Here is a 17,244-nt window from a genome sequence, read left to right as displayed (position 1 = left end):
CCCGTCCCGCGGCGACGACGCGGGATGCGCGGAGTCTCGATGAAGAACATGAAGAGGAAGCACTCACCGTGCGCAAAAGACATAAGAGATATGCGGTGGTGATAGCGGCTGCGACGGCGATGCTCGCCTCGTCGCTGTCCGCCTCCACTCAGGCTCAGGCCCAGGGGCCGAAGGTCCCCGACAACGCCGTCCAAGGCGGCAGGAGTCTGCCGAAGTCCACGCACAGACCGCGTGAGGTCGGCACAGCGGACCGGGCCGCGGTCCTGGGCGACTCCTACTCCTCGTCCAAGGATGTGGCCCTGTCCACCTCGGGTGACGGCACGGGCTTCCACGTCCTGGCCGCGAAGGAGAAGGACGGCTACGACTTCACCACCGTGGCCACCCTGCGGGAAGAGGGCTTCGACTCGGACACCTGGATCGGCAACACCTGTGTGACCGGCTCCGGGAAGTACGCGGCAGTCGCCTACGCGCCCCGGACCTTCACCAACAACCCCGAGCTGATGGTGCGCGGCGCGTTCACCGCCGTCGTCGAACTGGGCACCGGCAAGGTCACCAAGCTCCCGTTCACCGCGTCGCTGGCCTATTTCTCCCCGGGTTGCGGCACCGGGGACGATGTGGTGTTCACCCAGCTGAGCCACGACGGGGACAAGGAGCAGCGGACCCGCCTGATCACCGTGGACGCGGTGACCGGCGAGGAGTCCCAGCCGGTGGCCTTCCCGGGGCAGGTCACCTCGGCCGTCCCGACCCGGCACGGCATCGTCGCCGGCCACGGGAACAAGCTCGTCCGTATCAACGGGCAGCGGGAGACCGTCCTCGCCACCACGAAGCACGTGCCGTTCCAGATCGCGGCCGACAGCGGCGACGGCGTGACCTTCATCGACCGGGACGTCGACACCGCGAAGACCAAGGCCAAGTCCTGGGCCAAGCACCTGGACAGCGCCCAGGTCAAGGGCAAGCGGACCACTCCGCGGACGGTGGCCGAGGGCGGACTCGCTGACTGGGACCTGTCGGCCACCCCCGGCGGCACGGTGTTCCTCACGGGCAAGGCCAAGAGCAAGGGAACCCTCCCCGGCTCGGTGAAGAACCCGGGGCACCTCGCCAAGGGCGCCCGGATGACGAGCCTCGGCCACGCGGGCGTGTCGACGTCCTGGGCGGACGGCAAGACCAGCCTGATCACGCCCGACGAGGCCGAGCAGGCCCGCGACGCGCGGATCGCGCTGGACATCGTCGCCACCGGCAAGCACACCGAACTGGACACCACGCCACAGCTGTCGGCCGAACGGACCGCGGCCGGCACCAAGCCCTCCCCGGCGCTGGGCGTCCCCACCGGTGCGAAGGCGTCGGCCGGCAAGGGCATGTCCGCGCAGACGCTGCGCACCCGAGCGGTGGCGGCGGCGGCGTCGCCGACCGGGCCGAGCGAGGGCACCGACGAGCGCTACTGCGCGGTGGCCCGCAACGACGTGCGCAAGCAGGCGTTCCAGCCGACCCCGCGCCAGGTGGAATGGGCCGTGGACCAGGCCGTCGTCGGTGAACTGCACGTCGCCCGGCCGGCGAACTGGAAGAACACCGGCATGGACTCCTACACCCCGCAGGGGCTGTTCCCGCCGATCACCCTGGCCGGCGACCCCAACGGCCACCTCGACAACGAGGACCCGGACGTCACCGACCGCTGGCACATACCCTCGCAGGTCATGCTCGGCGTCACCGCGCAGGAGTCCAACATGTGGCAGGCGACGCGTTTCGCCGTGCCCGGCGTGACGTCGAACAGCCTCATCGGCAACTACTACGGCACCCAGTACACCGCCGACGGTGACCAGGCCGACCCCTGGCGGATCAACTTCTCCGAGGCGGACTGCGGCTACGGCATCACGCAGGCCACCGACGGTATGCGGCTCGCCGGCAAGACCAAGGAGGGCGAGACGGCGTTGCCGCCCGCCACGCAGGAAGCGGTCGCGCTGGACTACGCCGCCAACGTCGCCTACGGCGTGACCATCCTCTCCCGCAAGTGGAACGATCTCCACGGCCAGGAGATGAAGGTCAACGACGGCCACCCGCAGTGGATCGAGAACTGGTTCTTCGCCCTGTGGGCGTACAACTCCGGTCTCTACGAGGCGGCCGACTCCGCCGGGCACAAGGGCCTCGGCTGGACCAACAACCCGGCCAACCCGCTGTGGAAGGCCAACCGGGTCCCCTTCCTCCAGCACGCCACCGACCCGCACCTGGACGACTACTCCCACGCCGCGCACCCGCAGGACTGGCCGTACGAGGAGAAGGTGCTGGGCTGGGCCGCCCGCCCGATCTCGGCCATGTTCGGGGTCAACGACTTCAAGCCCGGCTACCTGGCCGCCTGGTGGAACAGCGACGCGCAACGCGCCCTGGTGAAGCCGCCGACGGACACCTTCTGCGACGCGTCCAACGACTGCGACCCGTCCAAGATCGGGGACAACGACTCCAACGACCCCGGCCAGGGCGCCTGCAAGCTCGACGCCGGCGACAGCGACACCAACCCCCACTGGCTGCACTGCTGGTGGGACAAGTCGGCGCAGTGGAAGGACTGCGTCAAGCAGGCCGCGTGCGGCCACCAGGTGCACCGGTTCAACACCAGCTACCCGGAACAGCCCGACGGCACCTCCTACCCGCCGAAGTGCAGCACCGGCCTGCCGTCGAACGCCCTGGTCGTCGACGACATCCCCAACGGCACGACGCCGGCGGGCGCGAGCTCACGCGGTTGCGGAGCCGCGAAGTCGGACGGCACCTTCACACTCACGTACCAGCCGTCCACCGTCACGGACTCGGAGACCGGGCAGAACGTCACCACCTATCCCGGCAAGATCGACACCCATCAGATAGGCGCCGGCTACGGCAACCACTTCTGGTTCACCCACACCCGCTCCCCGGAGTCCTACCCGCCGCCGGGTGACCGGATGAAGGTGACCGGCACCTGGAAGCTCGGCAAGCAGATCACCGACTACCGGGGCCAGGCCAAGGTCTACGCCTTCGTCCCCGACCACGGGGCGCAGACCTCGAAGGCCGAGTACCGCATCAAGCACGCGGCCGGCGAGACGGTGAAGGCGATCGACCAGAGCGCCAACCAGTCCAACAAGTGGGTGGATCTCGGCGCGTACTTCTTCGACGGCATGACCCCCGAGGTCAGCCTGCACAACTTCAACGGCGGCGACGGGTCCGCGGACATCGCCTTCGACGCCATCGCGTTCGTACCCGGCGACTACTCCGGCATACCCGCGGACCTGACCTTCGGCGACCCGGACATCACCGCCCCGGACCCGGCTCCGGTGGAGCCGCCCCAGAGCATCTCGGGCAGCTACCTCAGTGAGCTGCCCACCGCCTCCGGTGCCGCGCGGTCCGCGACCGGGTCGGAGGGACTGCGTCTGACGTCGACGCCGGAGACGAAGCCCAAGTCCGCCAAGGCGTCGGCCGGTTCGGTGGCCACCACGGCCTCGTTGAGCTGCTCCATCGGAACGAAGTCCATGGACTTCACCCGGACCGAGGCGTGCCTCGGGGACGAACTGCTGTTCCACGCGACGACGACCGGCACGCCGAAGGCGAGCTTCGACCTACGGCACGAGTTCCAACTCGACCCGGACAGTGACACGTTCACCCAGACCGTGTCGGTCAAGCTGAAGTCCATCTCCATCCCTGCGATCACCCTGGACATCGACTTCGACTGCCGCGGCTACTGCGAGAAGCAGACCCCCGTGTGGAGCGGATCGAAGACCTTCGTCACGGGCGACTTCCACACGGCCACGGTCACTCAGAAGATCAGGTGGAACAACACCACCGAATCCGAGGGCTTGATCGTCCCGTACCTGACGGTCAAGGGAAGCGCGGACGGTCAGACCAGCAACCCGCTGACGGCTGAGAAGGTGGAACTCGACGTCCGGTGCGACCGCGACGTGAAGGCCACTCCGGGCTGCGTCTTCAGCCACTACAGGCCGACGTACGTCATGAACGAGAAGAAGTTCCCGGCGGCTGCCGCGCACGCCTGGCTGGTCCAGAACAAGCTGCCCGGGCACTACGGGCTGCGGGGCGAGACCCCGTTGACCTTCCTGACCGACGACGTCCTCGTGCCCGATCCCCCCACCAGCAAGCAGAGCATCGTCGATTACAACCGCGGCGTGATCTGCCCCACAGCGTGGGTGCGCAACCCGCTGGCGACGCTGTCGCCCGAACTCAGCTCCAGCGCCGCCGACAAGCCGAGCTGCGACGAGTTCCCCTTCGCGGCGAGCTACCAGAGCGCCGCGACACCGAAGGGCTGGGGCGGGAAGAACCTGAAGCAGGTCACATCGGGTGACGAATGCCTGAACACGATCGCCATCCGTGGCACGAACGGCCGGTGGAGCCTCCAGCCCGACCCGCGTTACCACGTCCCGACCTGGACCGAGCCGTGCGGACGCTCCAGCATGTCGAACAACCAGAACACCCAGTCCATGAGCTACATGCCGAGCTGGCGCAAGCAGAACCGAGTCCTCGAGGGGGACAACTACTGGCTCGAAGCCAAGCGTCCTTCGTGACCGCTTGATGACATGAGCAGGGGCCCGGCCACCACGGCCGGGCCCCTGTGGCGTGACGGCGCCAGGCTAGGCTTTCCAGTCATGAACGACGGAATAGCGTGGCTGGACGACGCACTGGGCCGGGAGGGCTACTCCCTCACCATGGTGAAGGGGATCACCCCCGAAGCCCTCGCGGTCCACCTGGGCGCGCAGCCGGGCACGCTCATCGACGCGGACACGCCCGGGGCCCGGGAGTTCTTCCACGGGCCCGGGTCGTCGAAGCTGCCGGACTGGGCGATGGTGGGCGAAGCGGCCGACGGCTGGTCGTTCGCCCTGGAGACGCCCGAGGTCGGACACCGCGACGACCGGCTGGCGCCCGGCAGAGACCTCAGGGCCCGCCACACCGTCGTGGACATCCTCGACACCACCATGGACCCCCCGGCCGTCACGGTGACCGTGGGCGGCGAGACCGAGTGGACACTGGCGGAGAACGGCACCGACCAGGTCGACCACTCGGTGAGTCGGCGCCTGGTCGCGGAGGCCGGCTTCCTCGCGTACCCCCACGGCGTCTTCCGGGACGACGCGTCCCAGGACACCGGCACGACGGACGTCTACCGCATCCTGGGCGACCACTACGGGCTGTCCCTCCCCAGGGCCGCCGTGACAGCAGCCCGGCTGCCCCACGTGTTCACCGAGCCCAGGGTGCTCCTCCACCCCCAGACCCCCTGCCCCGCCTGCGGCGAACCCCGAATGCTGCCCCACACCGCCGGCCCGGCCGAGGCCCGACTGGTCTGCGCCTACTACAAGGTCCGCAACGCACCGGGCTACCCACCCCAGGGCTGCCCCGGCGAACTCTCCGCCTCCACGTCCCCCGACGCGGTACGCAAGGAACCCAACCCGAAGTACGACGCCCTGCGCCTTCCCGACGCCTCGTGAGGGAGCGGCGACTGCTGCAAGGCAAACCGACGGGTCCCGCACGCAAGCGGGCGCCGCCTTCGGGGAGACTCCGGATGTGTCGAAGATTCGCTCTGGCGAAACCAGCAACCCGGCCGATGGCGTCCGTGCCCGTGACCGGAGTTCTGTCTCACGGGGAGTCCACTGTGAAGCGCCGCTCCTCACCGAGATCGCCGCCGCCGACACCGGGAGCAAGTACCCCCTGCCCTCGCCGACCGCACCGGCCGAAGATCGCGTTGCCGCAGGACGTGACGAACGTCTTCGAGCGCTGGGGAACGGGAGATACGGCAAAGGACGCTGTGCTCGGCGACACCTCGCGCCGCATCGACGCGACGACATACGCCATCGGCCAGTGCTGCGACAAGCGTCTGTCACCGAGGACCGTGACCTACGTCCACTCCGTGCTCAAGTCCGCCCTGGAACACGCTGTTCGCGAAGACGACCTGCCTCGCAACGTCGCCCGGAACGTCGAGACCCCCGCGCCCCGCCCCCGGCGCTTCCAACCCTTCACGGCGAGCGAGGCCCGGCAGTTCCTCCAGGCAGCCAGCGGTGACCGGCTGCACGCGCTGTACGAACTCGCCCTACGCACCGGACTCCGCAAGGGCGAACTCCTCGGCCTCCACTGGGAAGACCTCAACCTCGAGGGCGGCACCGCCAGCGTCCACCGTTCCCTCCAGCGCACCCGCACCGGCGGCCTGACCGTCCTGCACACCAAAACCCGTGCCTCCGAACGCCGCATCGTCCCTCCCACCGAATGCCTCTACTCCCTCAAGGAGCACAGGAGCGGCAGGACAGGGAGCGGGGGCAGGCCGGGTCGGCCTGGAGCGACAGCGGCCTCGCCTTCACCTCGCCGACCGGACGGCCTCTCGACCCGGCCAACCTCACCCGCCGCTTCTGCAGCTTCCTCAACCGGGCCGGACTCCGGCGCAGCCGCTTCCACGACCTCTGCCACTCCACCGCCACCCTGCTAGCCGTCACCGTTGCCGTCGAGCGCCCAAGAAGCCCCGCCGGAAAGAAATCCGGCGGGGCTTCTTGCGCTTTGAGATGGGGCGATTCACCGCTACGCAAAGACGAAGGGCGTCACGCGCAGATGAGAAGTTATCGTGCCGTCCGACTTATCGGTAGAGCCCCTCTGTCAGAGTTTGTAGATCACCACGACTCATCGCCCGTCAGAACGATGACTACCTCATCAGGCTCATCGGTTCCGTCTCCGTAGACGTCGACCCGATTCTCTATATTCGGAACGGGAATCAGCAGTCTCACAGATTCATTCGGATCCGAAACTTCGAGGGACGCCTCGGGGAGAGTCAGAAACCCTGAGTACACAAGGACCTTTCCACTCGGCTGGTAAGGCCCCTGCACGCATTGGACCGACACCGGACCACTGGCAGCTTGCTGCACCGCGATGAACAAGGAGTCCGGACCACCGTGCACTACATCAGCAGCCGCGTCCCAGCCTGCGTGGTTGTCGGCGCTCCCGGGTGCGGCAGCAACAACCAGACCGTGCGCGAATCTTGTCGTACACGAGGCGAAAAGCATCATCGAATCCACCTATTGTCTCGGCTTCCACGCCGGGAAGTCGTAGTACTCCTTGAGGAGCGTTCGCACGACTCCACCCTGCTGCTTGGAACACGTCTTGCAGTGCGGATACAGAGTCCATGGATCATTCGGGGAGAGCTTATTCGGCGGGTTGTGGTCACCAGTCCAGTGCCCATCCTTGTAGCCGGACTTCTCGGCACCGCACGTAGACCGTGGTGGTGGTGTTTCCGCGGGCGTCGGTGGCCGAGGTGGGGCGGTCGAGTTCGTCGTAGGTGTAGGTGTAGGTGGCGGTGCCGGTGTCGGGGTCGACGGCCTTGGTTTTGCGGCCTCGCTGGTCGTAGCCGTAGGTCCAGATGTTGCCGGCGGTGTCGGTGACCTTGTTCAGTTGGCCGCTCGGGGTCTAGCCGTAGGTGGTCGCGGTGTAGCCGGTGCCGGTGGGCAGTGGGCTGTCGCCCTCATACTGGCGCAGCTCAATGGTGCGGTCGCGGCCGTCGGTGAGGGTGGTCGTCGGGGTCTGGCCGTTGGGTGGGTCGACGCTGACCCGGTCTCCGCCGTAGGTGTAGGTGGCGCGGTACTTCTCCTGTCCGGCGACCTTGAAGATGCTGGCCGTGCTGCGGGCGGCGCCGTCGTACTCGGTGACGGTCTGGGCGTCGATGTCGGCACCGGTGGGTTCGAAGAGCGTGTCGCTGGGGGCGCCGGTCGCCGCGTAGGTGTCTGGCCCGTTCCTTGAGCGTCTTCGAGCCCTGAGCTGCGGCCCCCGCGGGACCTATCGAAAACCGCGGGTCCTCCCGTGCGCCAGCAGCAGCGCCGTCGCCGAGACGAGCAGCAGGGCGATGCGGGCGTCGACGCCGGACGCACCCAGTCGGACCAAGCCGTCGCGCAGCACCGGTAGTTGGGTGACGCAGAAGAGGCCGAGGCACAGCGACCACACGCCGAAGAGCCGGGGCCGGGTGACGTTCCGCAGCCAGGGCGGCGTCCATCCGGCGAGGACCGAGCAACAGCCCGCCGCTGTGAGGACGCACCCCACGGCGAAGGCGATGTCGTCCACCATTCCGTCTCCCCCCTCCCGGGCCCCCGCAGGGGCCTCAGTCGACCGGCATCGTAATGGTCTCGGAGGCCGTCTCGCGCGGCCAGTGCGTCAGGGCCAGGTGGAGCGCCTCCACCGCCTTGTCCCAGGACGCCCGCACCTCGCGCGGTGCCGCGAACGCGCCGGACGCCTCCAGGGCGCAGTAGCCGTGGAAGGTGCTGCGGAGCAGGCGGACCGCGTCGGTCAGGTCGGGTTCGGTGAGGTCGTAGGCGCGCAGCATGCCGTAGGTGATCTCGGCGGTGCGGAGCATGACGGGGGAGTCGGCGGCCAGGGCCGGGTCGATCCGGATCTGCGTGGCGGCGTAGCGGCCGGGGTGGCGCAGGGCGTAGGAGCGGTACGCGCCCGCGAAGGCGGCCAGCGCCTCCCGGCCGGCCCGGCCCGCGACCGCCTCCGCGATCTCCTCGATCTGCTCGGCTGAGGCCCGCAGTGCCAGCCGCACGCGCAGGTCCGCCAGGCCGCGGACGTGCGTGTAGAGGCTGGCGTCCTTCACCCCGAAGCGGCGGGCCAGCGCGGAGACGGTGACCTTCTCGAACCCGCCCTCGTCGGCGAGTTCGGCGGCGGCCGCGACGACGCGGTCGGTCGTGAGGCCGGCGCGGGGCATGAGGCACCTCTCATCAAGGCAGGAAGGTAAACGACTGGTCGGACCGGGTGGGCCGGGCTCATGCTAATGCGATGGGTGGGACGGGCGAACGGCGTGCGGAGCGGGGGCGGCTTCCCGAGAGGGGCACGGCGAAGGGGCGTCCGCTGTGGCGGCAACGGGACTTCGGCGTCTTCTGGGCCGCCCAGACCCTCTCCGTGCTCGGCGACTCCTTCTCGCTCGTCGCCCTGCCCCTGCTGGTGCTCCGGGCCACCGGGTCGGTGGCCCGGATGGGGCTGCTCACCGCCGTCGGCGGCGTCGCCGCCGTGCTGGCCGCGGTGTTCGCCGGCACCGTCGTGGACCGGGTCGACCGGCGCCGGCTGCTGATCGGCTGCGACCTGGTGCGCCTGGTCCTGTACGGCGCGATCCCGCTGGTCTGGCTGTCCGGCCCGCACCTGTGGGTGCTGTACGCGGTGCTGCCGGTGTGCGAGGCGGTCGGCATGTTCTTCGCCGTCGGCTACGTCACCGCCGTCCGCTCCCTGGTCGGCACCGCCCAGCTCACCGAGGCCAACGGCCGGCTGAACGCCACCGCCGCCGCGGCCGGCGTCCTGGGCCCGCTGTGCGCCGGCGTCGTGGCCGCCTGGGTGGGACCGGCCGCCGCCGTCGGCGTGGACGCCGGCAGCTTCGGGGTCTCGGCCGCCTGCCTGCTCCTGGTGCGCTTCCGGGCCCGGCCCGCCGACGAGGCCCCGGAGAAGCGGCCGGGGCTCTGGGCGGACCTGCGGGCCGGGGTGGCCTTCCTGTACGGGCACCCCGTGCTGCGGGCCCTCACCGTGCTGCTGTGCGCCTTCAGCTTCCTCACCCTCGGCCTGAACGACCTGGTCATCTACCACCTCAAGCACGACCTGGGCCTCGGCGACGGCACGGTCGGCACGGTCATGGCAGCCGGGGCCGTCGGCACCATCGCCGGCTCGCTGCTGGTCGCCCGGGTCCGCCGGGGCCTCGGCTTCGGGTGGACCTGGGCCGGGTCGGTCGCCGTGTGCGGGCTGGCGTTCGTCGGGATGGGGCGGACCGGCTCCGTGGCCGTCGTCGCCGTACTGGCCGGGGCCTTCCTGGGGTGTGTCGGCATGGCCGGCACCTGCTCGATGTCCCTGCGGCAGGAGGTGACCCCGGAGCACCTGCTGGGCCGGGTCACCTCCGCCTTCTGGACGCTCCAGTACTCGGCGGCGCCCATCGGCGCGGCCGTCCTCACCTGGGCCGCCGAGCACCAGGGCACGGCCCCCGTGGCCCTGGTGGCCGGCGGCGCCTGCGTCCTGATCGCCGGCGCCGCCCTCCTCACGCCCGTAAGGGGTCGGGTCAGCCGGTGAGCACCCCGCGCACGAACGCGTTGGTGAACTTGCCCGCCGGGTCGAGGGCCCCGGCCAGCGCGCGGAAGTCGGCCAGCCGCGGGTAGCGCCCGCGCAGCTCGTCCGCCGGGGTCGCGAAGACCTTGCCCCAGTGCGGGCGGGGCGCGAACGGCTCCAGGGCCGCCTCCACCCGCCGTACGGACGGCAGCACCGCCGCCGTGTCCGCGATCCAGGTGAAGTGCACCGCCACCGAGTCCCGCCCGTACGCCGGTCCCAGCCACTGCTCCTCGGCGGCCACCGTGCGCACCTCGCAGGTCTGCAGCACCGGCGCGACCGCGTCCCGGACCGCGTCCAGGGCGTGCAGCGCGGCCAAGGCGTGCTTGCGGGGGAGCAGGTACTCCGACTGCAACTCGGCGCCGCTGCTGGGCGTGAACTCGGCCCGGAAGTGCGGCAGCCGCTCGTGCCAGGGCCCCGGCACGCCGAACTGCTCCGTGCAGTTGAGCGCGGGCATGCCCGGCACCGGGTGGTGCTTCTCGGTGGCCGGCGCGGCCCACGGGATGTCGGCCGGCGGCTGGTCGGTGCGGCGCTTGAGCCAGACCTGCCGGAAGCCCGGGGCCCGCCAGTCCGTGAACAGGCTCACGCTGTAGGCGGCGCCCATGACCGCCGCGAAGGCCGCCTCGTCCAGGCCGGCCAGCGGCAGCTCCGTGAAGACGTGCTGCGCCACCTCGTAGGCCGGCTCCAGATCCAGGGTGAGCGCGGTCACCACGCCGAGCGCGCCCAGCGAGGTCACCGCGCCGCCGAAGCCCTCGTCACCGCGGGTGAGGGTGCGTATCGACCCCTCTGCCGTGACCAGCTCCACCGCCCGCACCGACGAGGACAGCGGGCCGTTGCCGACCCCCGAGCCGTGCGTGCCGGTCGCCACCGAGCCGGCCACCGAGATGTGCGGCAGCGACGCCATGTTCGCCAGCGCCAGCCCGTGGGCGTGCACCCGGCGGGCCAGCTCGGCGTAGCGCACCCCGCCGCCGACCCGTACCGTCCGGGCGGCGGTGTCCACGTCCACCTCGGCCGGTAGGCCCGCCAGCGACAGCAGGACGCCGCCGGGGCCCGGCTCGGCGATCTCGTTGAAGGAGTGACCGCTGCCCAGCACCCGCACCCGCGCGCTGCCCGCCACCAGCTCCCGCAGGGCGTCCACCGACCCCGGCAGCGCCATCTCGGCCGCCGAGTAGGTGATGTTCCCCGCCCAGTTGGTCACGCCGTCGGCCCTGCGCCCGCCCACACCGGTGTCGGTCATGCCGCGCCCCTCCCGAGATCCACGAGGACCGGCCGCCCTCTGGCCGGAAATCTACCCGGCGTGCTGAGGGGGCCCCGGGCGCGGAGACGGGTGGCCGGGGGCATACCGTGAGAAGTCGAACGCCTGAGCCGGGAGGAGATTCGGGATGGGCAGCCGCACCGCGCTGGTCGAGGATCTGATGGAGCGCTTTCCCCACGTACCGCGGGAGGCCGTCTTCAAGGAGGACCTGCTCCGCGGCGGGGTGGCCTTCGACGCCTCGGCGCTCAGCGACAACGAGGACGGCGAGGTCAAGCCGAAGTCGTACTTCATCTTCTCCTTCGACCACGGCACCCTGCCGGAGCTGGGCGAGGCCGCCCTGCGCCGCCCGCCCGAGGAGATCATCCTCACCGGCGGCCCCTACGACCTGCGCCGCACGGTGGTCTCGGTGCGGGTGAACCCGGCCTCGCCCTACCGCGTCGCCGCGTCCGAGGACGGCCAGCTCGGCCTCTACCTCGACGGCCGGCGCATCTCCGACGTCGGCGTGCCGCCGATGCCGGAGTACTACCGGCACAAGCTGTCCAACGGCAAGTCGGTCATGGAGGTGGCCCCCACCATCCAGTGGGGCTACCTGATCTACCTGACCGCCTTCCGCGTCTGCCAGTACTTCGGCGCCAAGGAGGAGTGCCAGTACTGCGATATCAACCACAACTGGCGCCAGCACAAGGCGGCGGGCCGGCCGTACACGGGCGTCAAGGACGTCGACGAGGTCCTCGAGGCGCTGGACATCATCAACACGTACGACACCGCGAAGGTCTCCACGGCCTACACGCTCACCGGCGGCGCCATCACCTCGAAGGTGCAGGGCCTGGACGAGGCGGACTTCTACGGGCGCTATGCCAAGGCCATCGAGGAGCACTTCCCGGGCCGCTGGATCGGCAAGGTCGTCGCCCAGGCGCTGCCCAAGGACGCGGTGCAGCGCTTCAAGGACTACGGCGTGCAGATCTACCACCCCAACTACGAGGTGTGGGACGAGTACCTGTTCAAGATGTACTGCCCCGGCAAGGAGCGCTACGTCGGCCGCGACGAGTGGCACAGGCGCATCCTCGACTCCACCGAGGTCTTCGGCGCGCGCAACGTGATCCCGAACTTCGTCGCGGGCGTGGAGATGGCCGAGCCCTTCGGCTTCAAGACCGTCGACGAGGCGATCGCCTCCACCACCGAGGGCCTGCGCTTCTTCATGTCCCACGGCATCACGCCCCGCTTCACCACCTGGTGCCCCGAGCCCACCACCCCGCTCGGCAAGACCAACCCGGACGGCGCGCCGCTGGAGTACCACATCCGCCTGCTCGAGGCGTACCGCAACACGATGGACGAGTACGGCCTCTCCTCGCCCCCCGGCTACGGCCCGCCCGGCGCCGGCAACGCGGTCTTCTCGGTCAGCTCCTTCATGGACAGCCTCCCGGCGGACGCCCGCGTGGAGGTGTGAGGCGGTCACCCCGGGCCGGGTGACACCGGCCGGCCGGTGAACGCGTCGAGCAGCACCCGCGCCCCGACCGGCCGCCCCGGCCGCACCCCGGTGACGATGAGGCGCGGCCCGTCGGCCCCGCCGCCCCGCGCCGGCTCCGCGTAGGCCCCTCGCGCCGCCGCCGGCAGCGGACCGCGCAGGACGAAGTCGCCAGGCAGCCGCCACACGCCGGGCACGTGACTGCGCCTCGGCGGCCGAGCCGGTGCGGGGGCGTCCTCCGCCGCGGTGCCGCAGGCGGTGGCGAGCGGGGCGGCGAGGGCAGTGAGGGCGATGAGCAGACCGACGGCACGCGTGGGTGATGGCATGGCTCTCCTCGGGGCGGTGCACCGCGGTGTCGTCCCTATGACGCCCGACTCGCGCCGCGCGTTCGGCACGGCGCCCGCGATGTCGAGAACCCGTGTCCGGCTCCGTCCCCGGGGTGAGTGCGACCACAATGGGCGCGTCAGCGAGGGAGCGACACCATGGCCAAGTACCTGCTGCTCAAGCACTACCGCGGCGCCCCGCCCGCCCGGTGCGACGTGCCGATGGACCAGTGGACGCCGGAGGAGGTCGCGGCGCACATGCGGTACATGCACGACTTCATCGCGAAGCTGGAGGGGACCGGCGAGTTCGTGGACGCCCAGGGGCTCGTCCCCGAGGGGGAGTGGGTCCGGTACGACGGCGAGGGGCGCCCGCCGGTCACCGACGGCCCGTTCGCCGAGACCAAGGACCTCATCGCCGGCTGGATCGTCATCGACGTCGACACCCACGAGCGCGCCGTCGCACTGGCCGGGGAGCTGTCCGCCGCCCCCGGCGCCGGCGGGCGGCCGATCCACGAGTGGCTGGAGGTACGCCGGATCATGGCCGCGCCGCCCACCATCACGGAGTGACCCCTGCCATGGACGAGGCACTGCTCCGCGGCCTCACGCCGGGCGTCCTCTCCGTCCTCGTCCGCCGCGGAGCCGACTTCGCGGCGGCCGAGGACGCGGTGCAGGACGCGCTGGTCGAGGCGGTGCGCGTCTGGCCCGCCGAGCCGCCGCGCGATCCGAAGGGCTGGCTGGTCACCGTGGCCTGGCGCCGGTTCCTCGACGCGACGCGGGCCGACGCCGCTCGGCGCCGGCGGGAGGACCGCCACGAGGAGGAGCCGGCGCCCGGTCCGGCCCCCGCGGCGGACGACACGCTCCGGCTCTACTTCCTGTGCGCCCACCCCTCCCTGACCCCGTCCTCCGCCGTCGCGCTCACGCTGCGCGCGGTCGGCGGCCTGACCACCCGCCAGATCGCCCGGGCCTACCTGGTGCCCGAGGCGACCATGGCGCAGCGCATCAGCCGTGCCAAGCGGACGGTCTCCGGTGTGCGGTTCGACCGGCCCGGTGATGTCGCGACCGTGCTGCGCGTCCTCTACCTGGTCTTCAACGAGGGCTACTCCGGCGACGTCGACCTCGCCGCCGAGGCCATCCGGCTCACCCGGCAGCTCGCGGCCCGCGTCGACCACCCCGAGGCGGCCGGGCTGCTCGCCCTGATGCTGCTCCACCACGCCCGGCGCGCCGCCCGGACCACGCCCGACGGCGGCCTCGTGCCGCTCGCCGAGCAGGACCGCGGCCGGTGGGACACCCGCGCGATCGCCGAGGGCGTCGTGATCCTCCAGGCGGCCCTCGCCCGCGACCGGCTGGGCGAGTTCCAGGCCCAGGCGGCCATCGCCGCCCTGCACGCCGACGCGCCGACCGCCGCCGAGACCGACTGGGTGCAGATCGTGGAGTGGTACGACGAGCTGACCCGCCTGACCGGCAACCCGGTCGTCCGGCTCAACCGCGCGGTGGCCGTCGGCGAGGCGGACGGGCCGGGCGCGGGCCTCGCCGCCCTCGCGCCCCTCGATCCCGCCCTGCCCCGGTTCGCCGCGGTCGCGGCCCACCTCCACGAACGCGCCGGCGATCCGGCGACGGCGGCCCGGCTCTACGCCGAGGCCGCCCACCACGCCCCCGACCTCGCCGAACGCGACCACCTGACCCGCCAGGCCGCCCGCCTCAACGCCCTGCGACGGGGCTGACGGCGAGCGGCGTGCCCGGCAGGCCGGCGCCGGGGGCCTCCGGTCAGGAGGCGGGCAGTTCGGCGCGGACGGTGCGGGCGGCGGTGACCAGGTTCTCCAGCGAGGCGCGGGTCTCGGGCCAGCCGCGGGTCTTGAGGCCGCAGTCGGGGTTGACCCACAGGCGTTCGGCGGGGATGGCCTTGAGGCCGGTGCGCAGCAGGGCGGCGGCTTCCTCGGTGCTGGGGACGCGGGGGGAGTGGATGTCGTAGACGCCGGGTCCGGCCTCCCTCGGGTAGCCGTGGGCGGCGAGTTCGCGGGCGACCTGCATGTGGGAGCGGGCGGCTTCCAGGCTGATGACGTCGGCGTCGAGGTCGTCGATGGCCTGGACGATGTCGCCGAACTCGGCGTAGCACATGTGGGTGTGGATCTGGGTGTCCGGGCGGACGCCGGCGGTGGTGAGCCGGAACGCCTCGGTGGCCCAGGCGAGGTAGGCGGGGTGGTCGGCGGCGCGCAGTGGCAGGGTCTCGCGCAGTGCGGGTTCGTCCACCTGGATGATGGAGGTGCCGGCCGTCTCCAGGTCGGTGACCTCGTCGCGCAGGGCGAGGGCGACCTGGCGGGCGGTGTCGCCGAGGGGTTGGTCGTCGCGGACGAAGGACCAGGCCAGCATGGTGACGGGGCCGGTGAGCATGCCCTTGACGGGGCGGTCGCTGAGGGACTGGGCGTAGGAGGTCCAGCGCACGGTCATCGGCTCGGGGCGGGAGATGTCGCCGGCGAGGACGGGCGGGCGGACGTAGCGGGTGCCGTAGGACTGGACCCAGCCGTGCTGGGTGGCGAGGTAGCCGGTGAGCTGCTCGGCGAAGTACTGGACCATGTCGTTGCGTTCGGGCTCGCCGTGCACGAGGACGTCGAGGCCGGTCGTCTCCTGGAAGGAGACGACTTCCTGGATCTCGGCCTTGATGCGCTCCTCGTAGCCGGCGGTGTCGATGCGGCCGGTGCGCAGGTCGGCGCGGGCGGTGCGCAGCTCGGTGGTCTGGGGGAAGGAGCCGATGGTCGTGGTCGGCAGCAGGGGCAGGTTGAGGTGGGCGCGCTGGGCGGCGGCCCGTTCGGTGTAGGGCTGGGAGCGGCGGGCGTCGGTGACGGCGGCGGCGCGGGAGCGTACGGCGGGGTCGCGGGTGATCGGCGAGTTCGCGCGGGAGGCGAGGTCGGCGCGGTTGGCGGCGAGTGCGGTGGTGATGGTGTCGGTGCCCTGGGCGAGGCCCTTGGCGAGGGTGACGATCTCGGTGGTCTTCTGCTCGGCGAAGGCCAGCCAGCGCAGGATCTGCGGGTCGATGTCCCGCTCGGGTGCGGTGTCCAGCGGGACGTGCAGCAGGGAGCAGGAGGCGGCGACGTCGACCCGGTCGGCGAGGCCGAGGAGGGTGCCGAGGGTGGCGAGGGACTTCTGGAGGTCGTTGATCCAGATGTTGCGGCCGTTGACGACGCCGGCGACCAGGCGCTTGCCGGGCAGTCCGCCGACGGCCGCCAGGGCTTCCAGGTTGGCGGCGGCCTCGGTGAAGTCGAGCGCCAGGCCGTCGACCGGTGCCTTGGCGAGGACCGGCAGGGCGTCGCCGAGCCGGTCGAAGTAGGAGGCGACAAGCAGCTTGGGCCGGTCGGTGCGGGCGCCGAGGTCGCGGTAGGCGCGTTCGGCGGCGTTCAGCTCGGCCGGGGTGCGGTCCTGGACCAGGGCGGGCTCGTCGAGCTGGACCCAGTCGGCGCCGGCCGCGCGCAGGTCGGCGAGGACCTCGGCGTAGACGGGCAGCAGGCGGTCGAGGAGGGCGAGCGGCTCGAAGTCGGCGGGCACGCCGGGGGCGGGCTTGGCGAGCAGCAGGTAGGTGACGGGGCCGACCAGGACGGGCCGGGCGGACAGGCCCTCGGCGAGGGCCTCCGTCAGCTCGGCGACCTGCTTGGTGGAGTCGGCTGTGAAGACGGTGTCGGGGCCCAGCTCGGGGACGAGGTAGTGGTAGTTGGTGTCGAACCACTTGGTCATCTCCAGCGGCGCCACGTCCTGGGTGCCGCGGGCCATGGCGAAGTAGCCGTCCGTCGCGTCGGCGGTCACGGCGGCGCGGTGGCGCTCGGGGATCGCGCCGACCATGACGGTGGTGTCCAGCACGTGGTCGTAGTACGAGAAGTCGCCGGTGGGCACCTCGTGGACGCCGGCGCCGGCGAGGCGGCGCCGGTTGTTGCGGCGCAGTTCGGCTGCGGTGGCGTGGAGGGCGTCGGCGGTGACGCGGCCCTTCCAGTAGCCCTCGATGGCCTTCTTGAGTTCCCGGTTGGGGCCCTGGCGGGGGTAGCCGTACACGGTGGCCTGTGCTGCCGCGGCTGCGGACTTCGCTGTCACGGAGATCTCCTTCGCGAGATGAATCCCTGAGATCCCGGAGACGGGACGAGAGACGCGAAGGG

The 17,244-nt window shown here is 71.4% G+C and carries 12 protein-coding genes and 1 pseudogene; 8 read left to right on the top strand and 5 right to left on the bottom strand.

Annotation, left to right across the window (positions count from 1 at the left end):
* Positions 1-95: 95 nt before the first annotated feature.
* The 4 genes and pseudogenes from ACGFZL_RS11655 (at position 96) to ACGFZL_RS11635 (ending at position 7,714) form a co-directional block, all read left to right on the top strand.
* Positions 96-4,532 (top strand): hypothetical protein, encoded by a 4,437-nt coding sequence (locus ACGFZL_RS11655; protein ID WP_393690662.1) that lies wholly within the window; start codon positions 96-98, stop codon positions 4,530-4,532.
* An 81-nt stretch (positions 4,533-4,613) separates the two neighbouring features.
* Positions 4,614-5,447: a hypothetical protein gene (locus ACGFZL_RS11650; RefSeq protein ID WP_393690661.1), complete on the top strand. Its 834-nt coding sequence runs from the start codon at positions 4,614-4,616 to the stop codon at positions 5,445-5,447.
* A 359-nt stretch (positions 5,448-5,806) separates the two neighbouring features.
* Positions 5,807-6,435 (top strand): annotated as a pseudogene (xerC, locus tag ACGFZL_RS11645) (tyrosine recombinase XerC); the annotation flags it as partial.
* 1,132 nt (positions 6,436-7,567) lie between these two features.
* Complete coding sequence (locus tag ACGFZL_RS11635) at positions 7,568-7,714, top strand: hypothetical protein (RefSeq protein WP_393690660.1); 147 nt, start codon at positions 7,568-7,570, stop codon at positions 7,712-7,714.
* A 56-nt stretch (positions 7,715-7,770) separates the two neighbouring features.
* Here ACGFZL_RS11635 and ACGFZL_RS11630 read toward each other — a convergent pair whose 3' ends face one another.
* Together ACGFZL_RS11630 and ACGFZL_RS11625 are read right to left on the bottom strand one after the other, a co-directional pair.
* Positions 7,771-8,055, bottom strand: a complete 285-nt coding sequence (locus ACGFZL_RS11630) for a hypothetical protein (RefSeq protein ID WP_393690659.1) — start codon at positions 8,053-8,055, stop codon at positions 7,771-7,773.
* A gap of 34 nt (positions 8,056-8,089) precedes the next feature.
* Positions 8,090-8,692, bottom strand: coding sequence for a TetR/AcrR family transcriptional regulator (locus tag ACGFZL_RS11625; RefSeq protein WP_393690658.1), 603 nt, complete (start codon positions 8,690-8,692; stop codon positions 8,090-8,092).
* 71 nt (positions 8,693-8,763) lie between these two features.
* Between ACGFZL_RS11625 and ACGFZL_RS11620 the strand changes: the two genes are divergently transcribed.
* Positions 8,764-10,032, top strand: a complete 1,269-nt coding sequence (locus ACGFZL_RS11620; protein WP_393690657.1) for an MFS transporter — start codon at positions 8,764-8,766, stop codon at positions 10,030-10,032.
* Here the strand turns inward: ACGFZL_RS11620 and ACGFZL_RS11615 are convergent.
* Positions 10,022-11,302: an FAD-binding protein gene (locus ACGFZL_RS11615; protein ID WP_393690656.1), complete on the bottom strand. Its 1,281-nt coding sequence runs from the start codon at positions 11,300-11,302 to the stop codon at positions 10,022-10,024. The genes ACGFZL_RS11620 and ACGFZL_RS11615 overlap by 11 nt on opposite strands.
* Positions 11,303-11,447: 145 nt before the next feature.
* On the opposite strand from ACGFZL_RS11615, the gene ACGFZL_RS11610 reads away from it, so the two are divergent.
* A complete protein-coding gene (locus tag ACGFZL_RS11610; RefSeq protein ID WP_393690655.1) occupies positions 11,448-12,767 on the top strand; it encodes a radical SAM protein in 1,320 nt (439 codons plus the stop codon).
* 5 nt (positions 12,768-12,772) lie between these two features.
* Here ACGFZL_RS11610 and ACGFZL_RS11605 read toward each other — a convergent pair whose 3' ends face one another.
* Positions 12,773-13,111 (bottom strand): hypothetical protein, encoded by a 339-nt coding sequence (locus ACGFZL_RS11605; protein WP_393690654.1) that lies wholly within the window; start codon positions 13,109-13,111, stop codon positions 12,773-12,775.
* A 156-nt stretch (positions 13,112-13,267) separates the two neighbouring features.
* On the opposite strand from ACGFZL_RS11605, the gene ACGFZL_RS11600 reads away from it, so the two are divergent.
* Positions 13,268-13,675 (top strand): YciI family protein, encoded by a 408-nt coding sequence (locus ACGFZL_RS11600; protein WP_393690653.1) that lies wholly within the window; start codon positions 13,268-13,270, stop codon positions 13,673-13,675.
* An 8-nt stretch (positions 13,676-13,683) separates the two neighbouring features.
* Positions 13,684-14,829, top strand: a complete 1,146-nt coding sequence (locus tag ACGFZL_RS11595) for an RNA polymerase sigma factor (RefSeq protein ID WP_393690652.1) — start codon at positions 13,684-13,686, stop codon at positions 14,827-14,829.
* 43 nt (positions 14,830-14,872) lie between these two features.
* Here the strand turns inward: ACGFZL_RS11595 and metE are convergent, their stop codons facing one another.
* On the bottom strand, positions 14,873-17,182 hold the full coding sequence (metE, locus tag ACGFZL_RS11590) for a 5-methyltetrahydropteroyltriglutamate--homocysteine S-methyltransferase (protein ID WP_393690651.1): 2,310 nt from the start codon (positions 17,180-17,182) through the stop codon (positions 14,873-14,875).
* Positions 17,183-17,244 lie beyond the last annotated feature (62 nt).

Source organism: Streptomyces sp. NPDC048182 (assembly GCF_043202555.1).
Lineage (GTDB): Bacteria > Actinomycetota > Actinomycetes > Streptomycetales > Streptomycetaceae > Streptomyces.
Note: the sequence above shows the minus strand (reverse complement) of the source record. Positions and strands in the feature narration are given on the sequence as shown.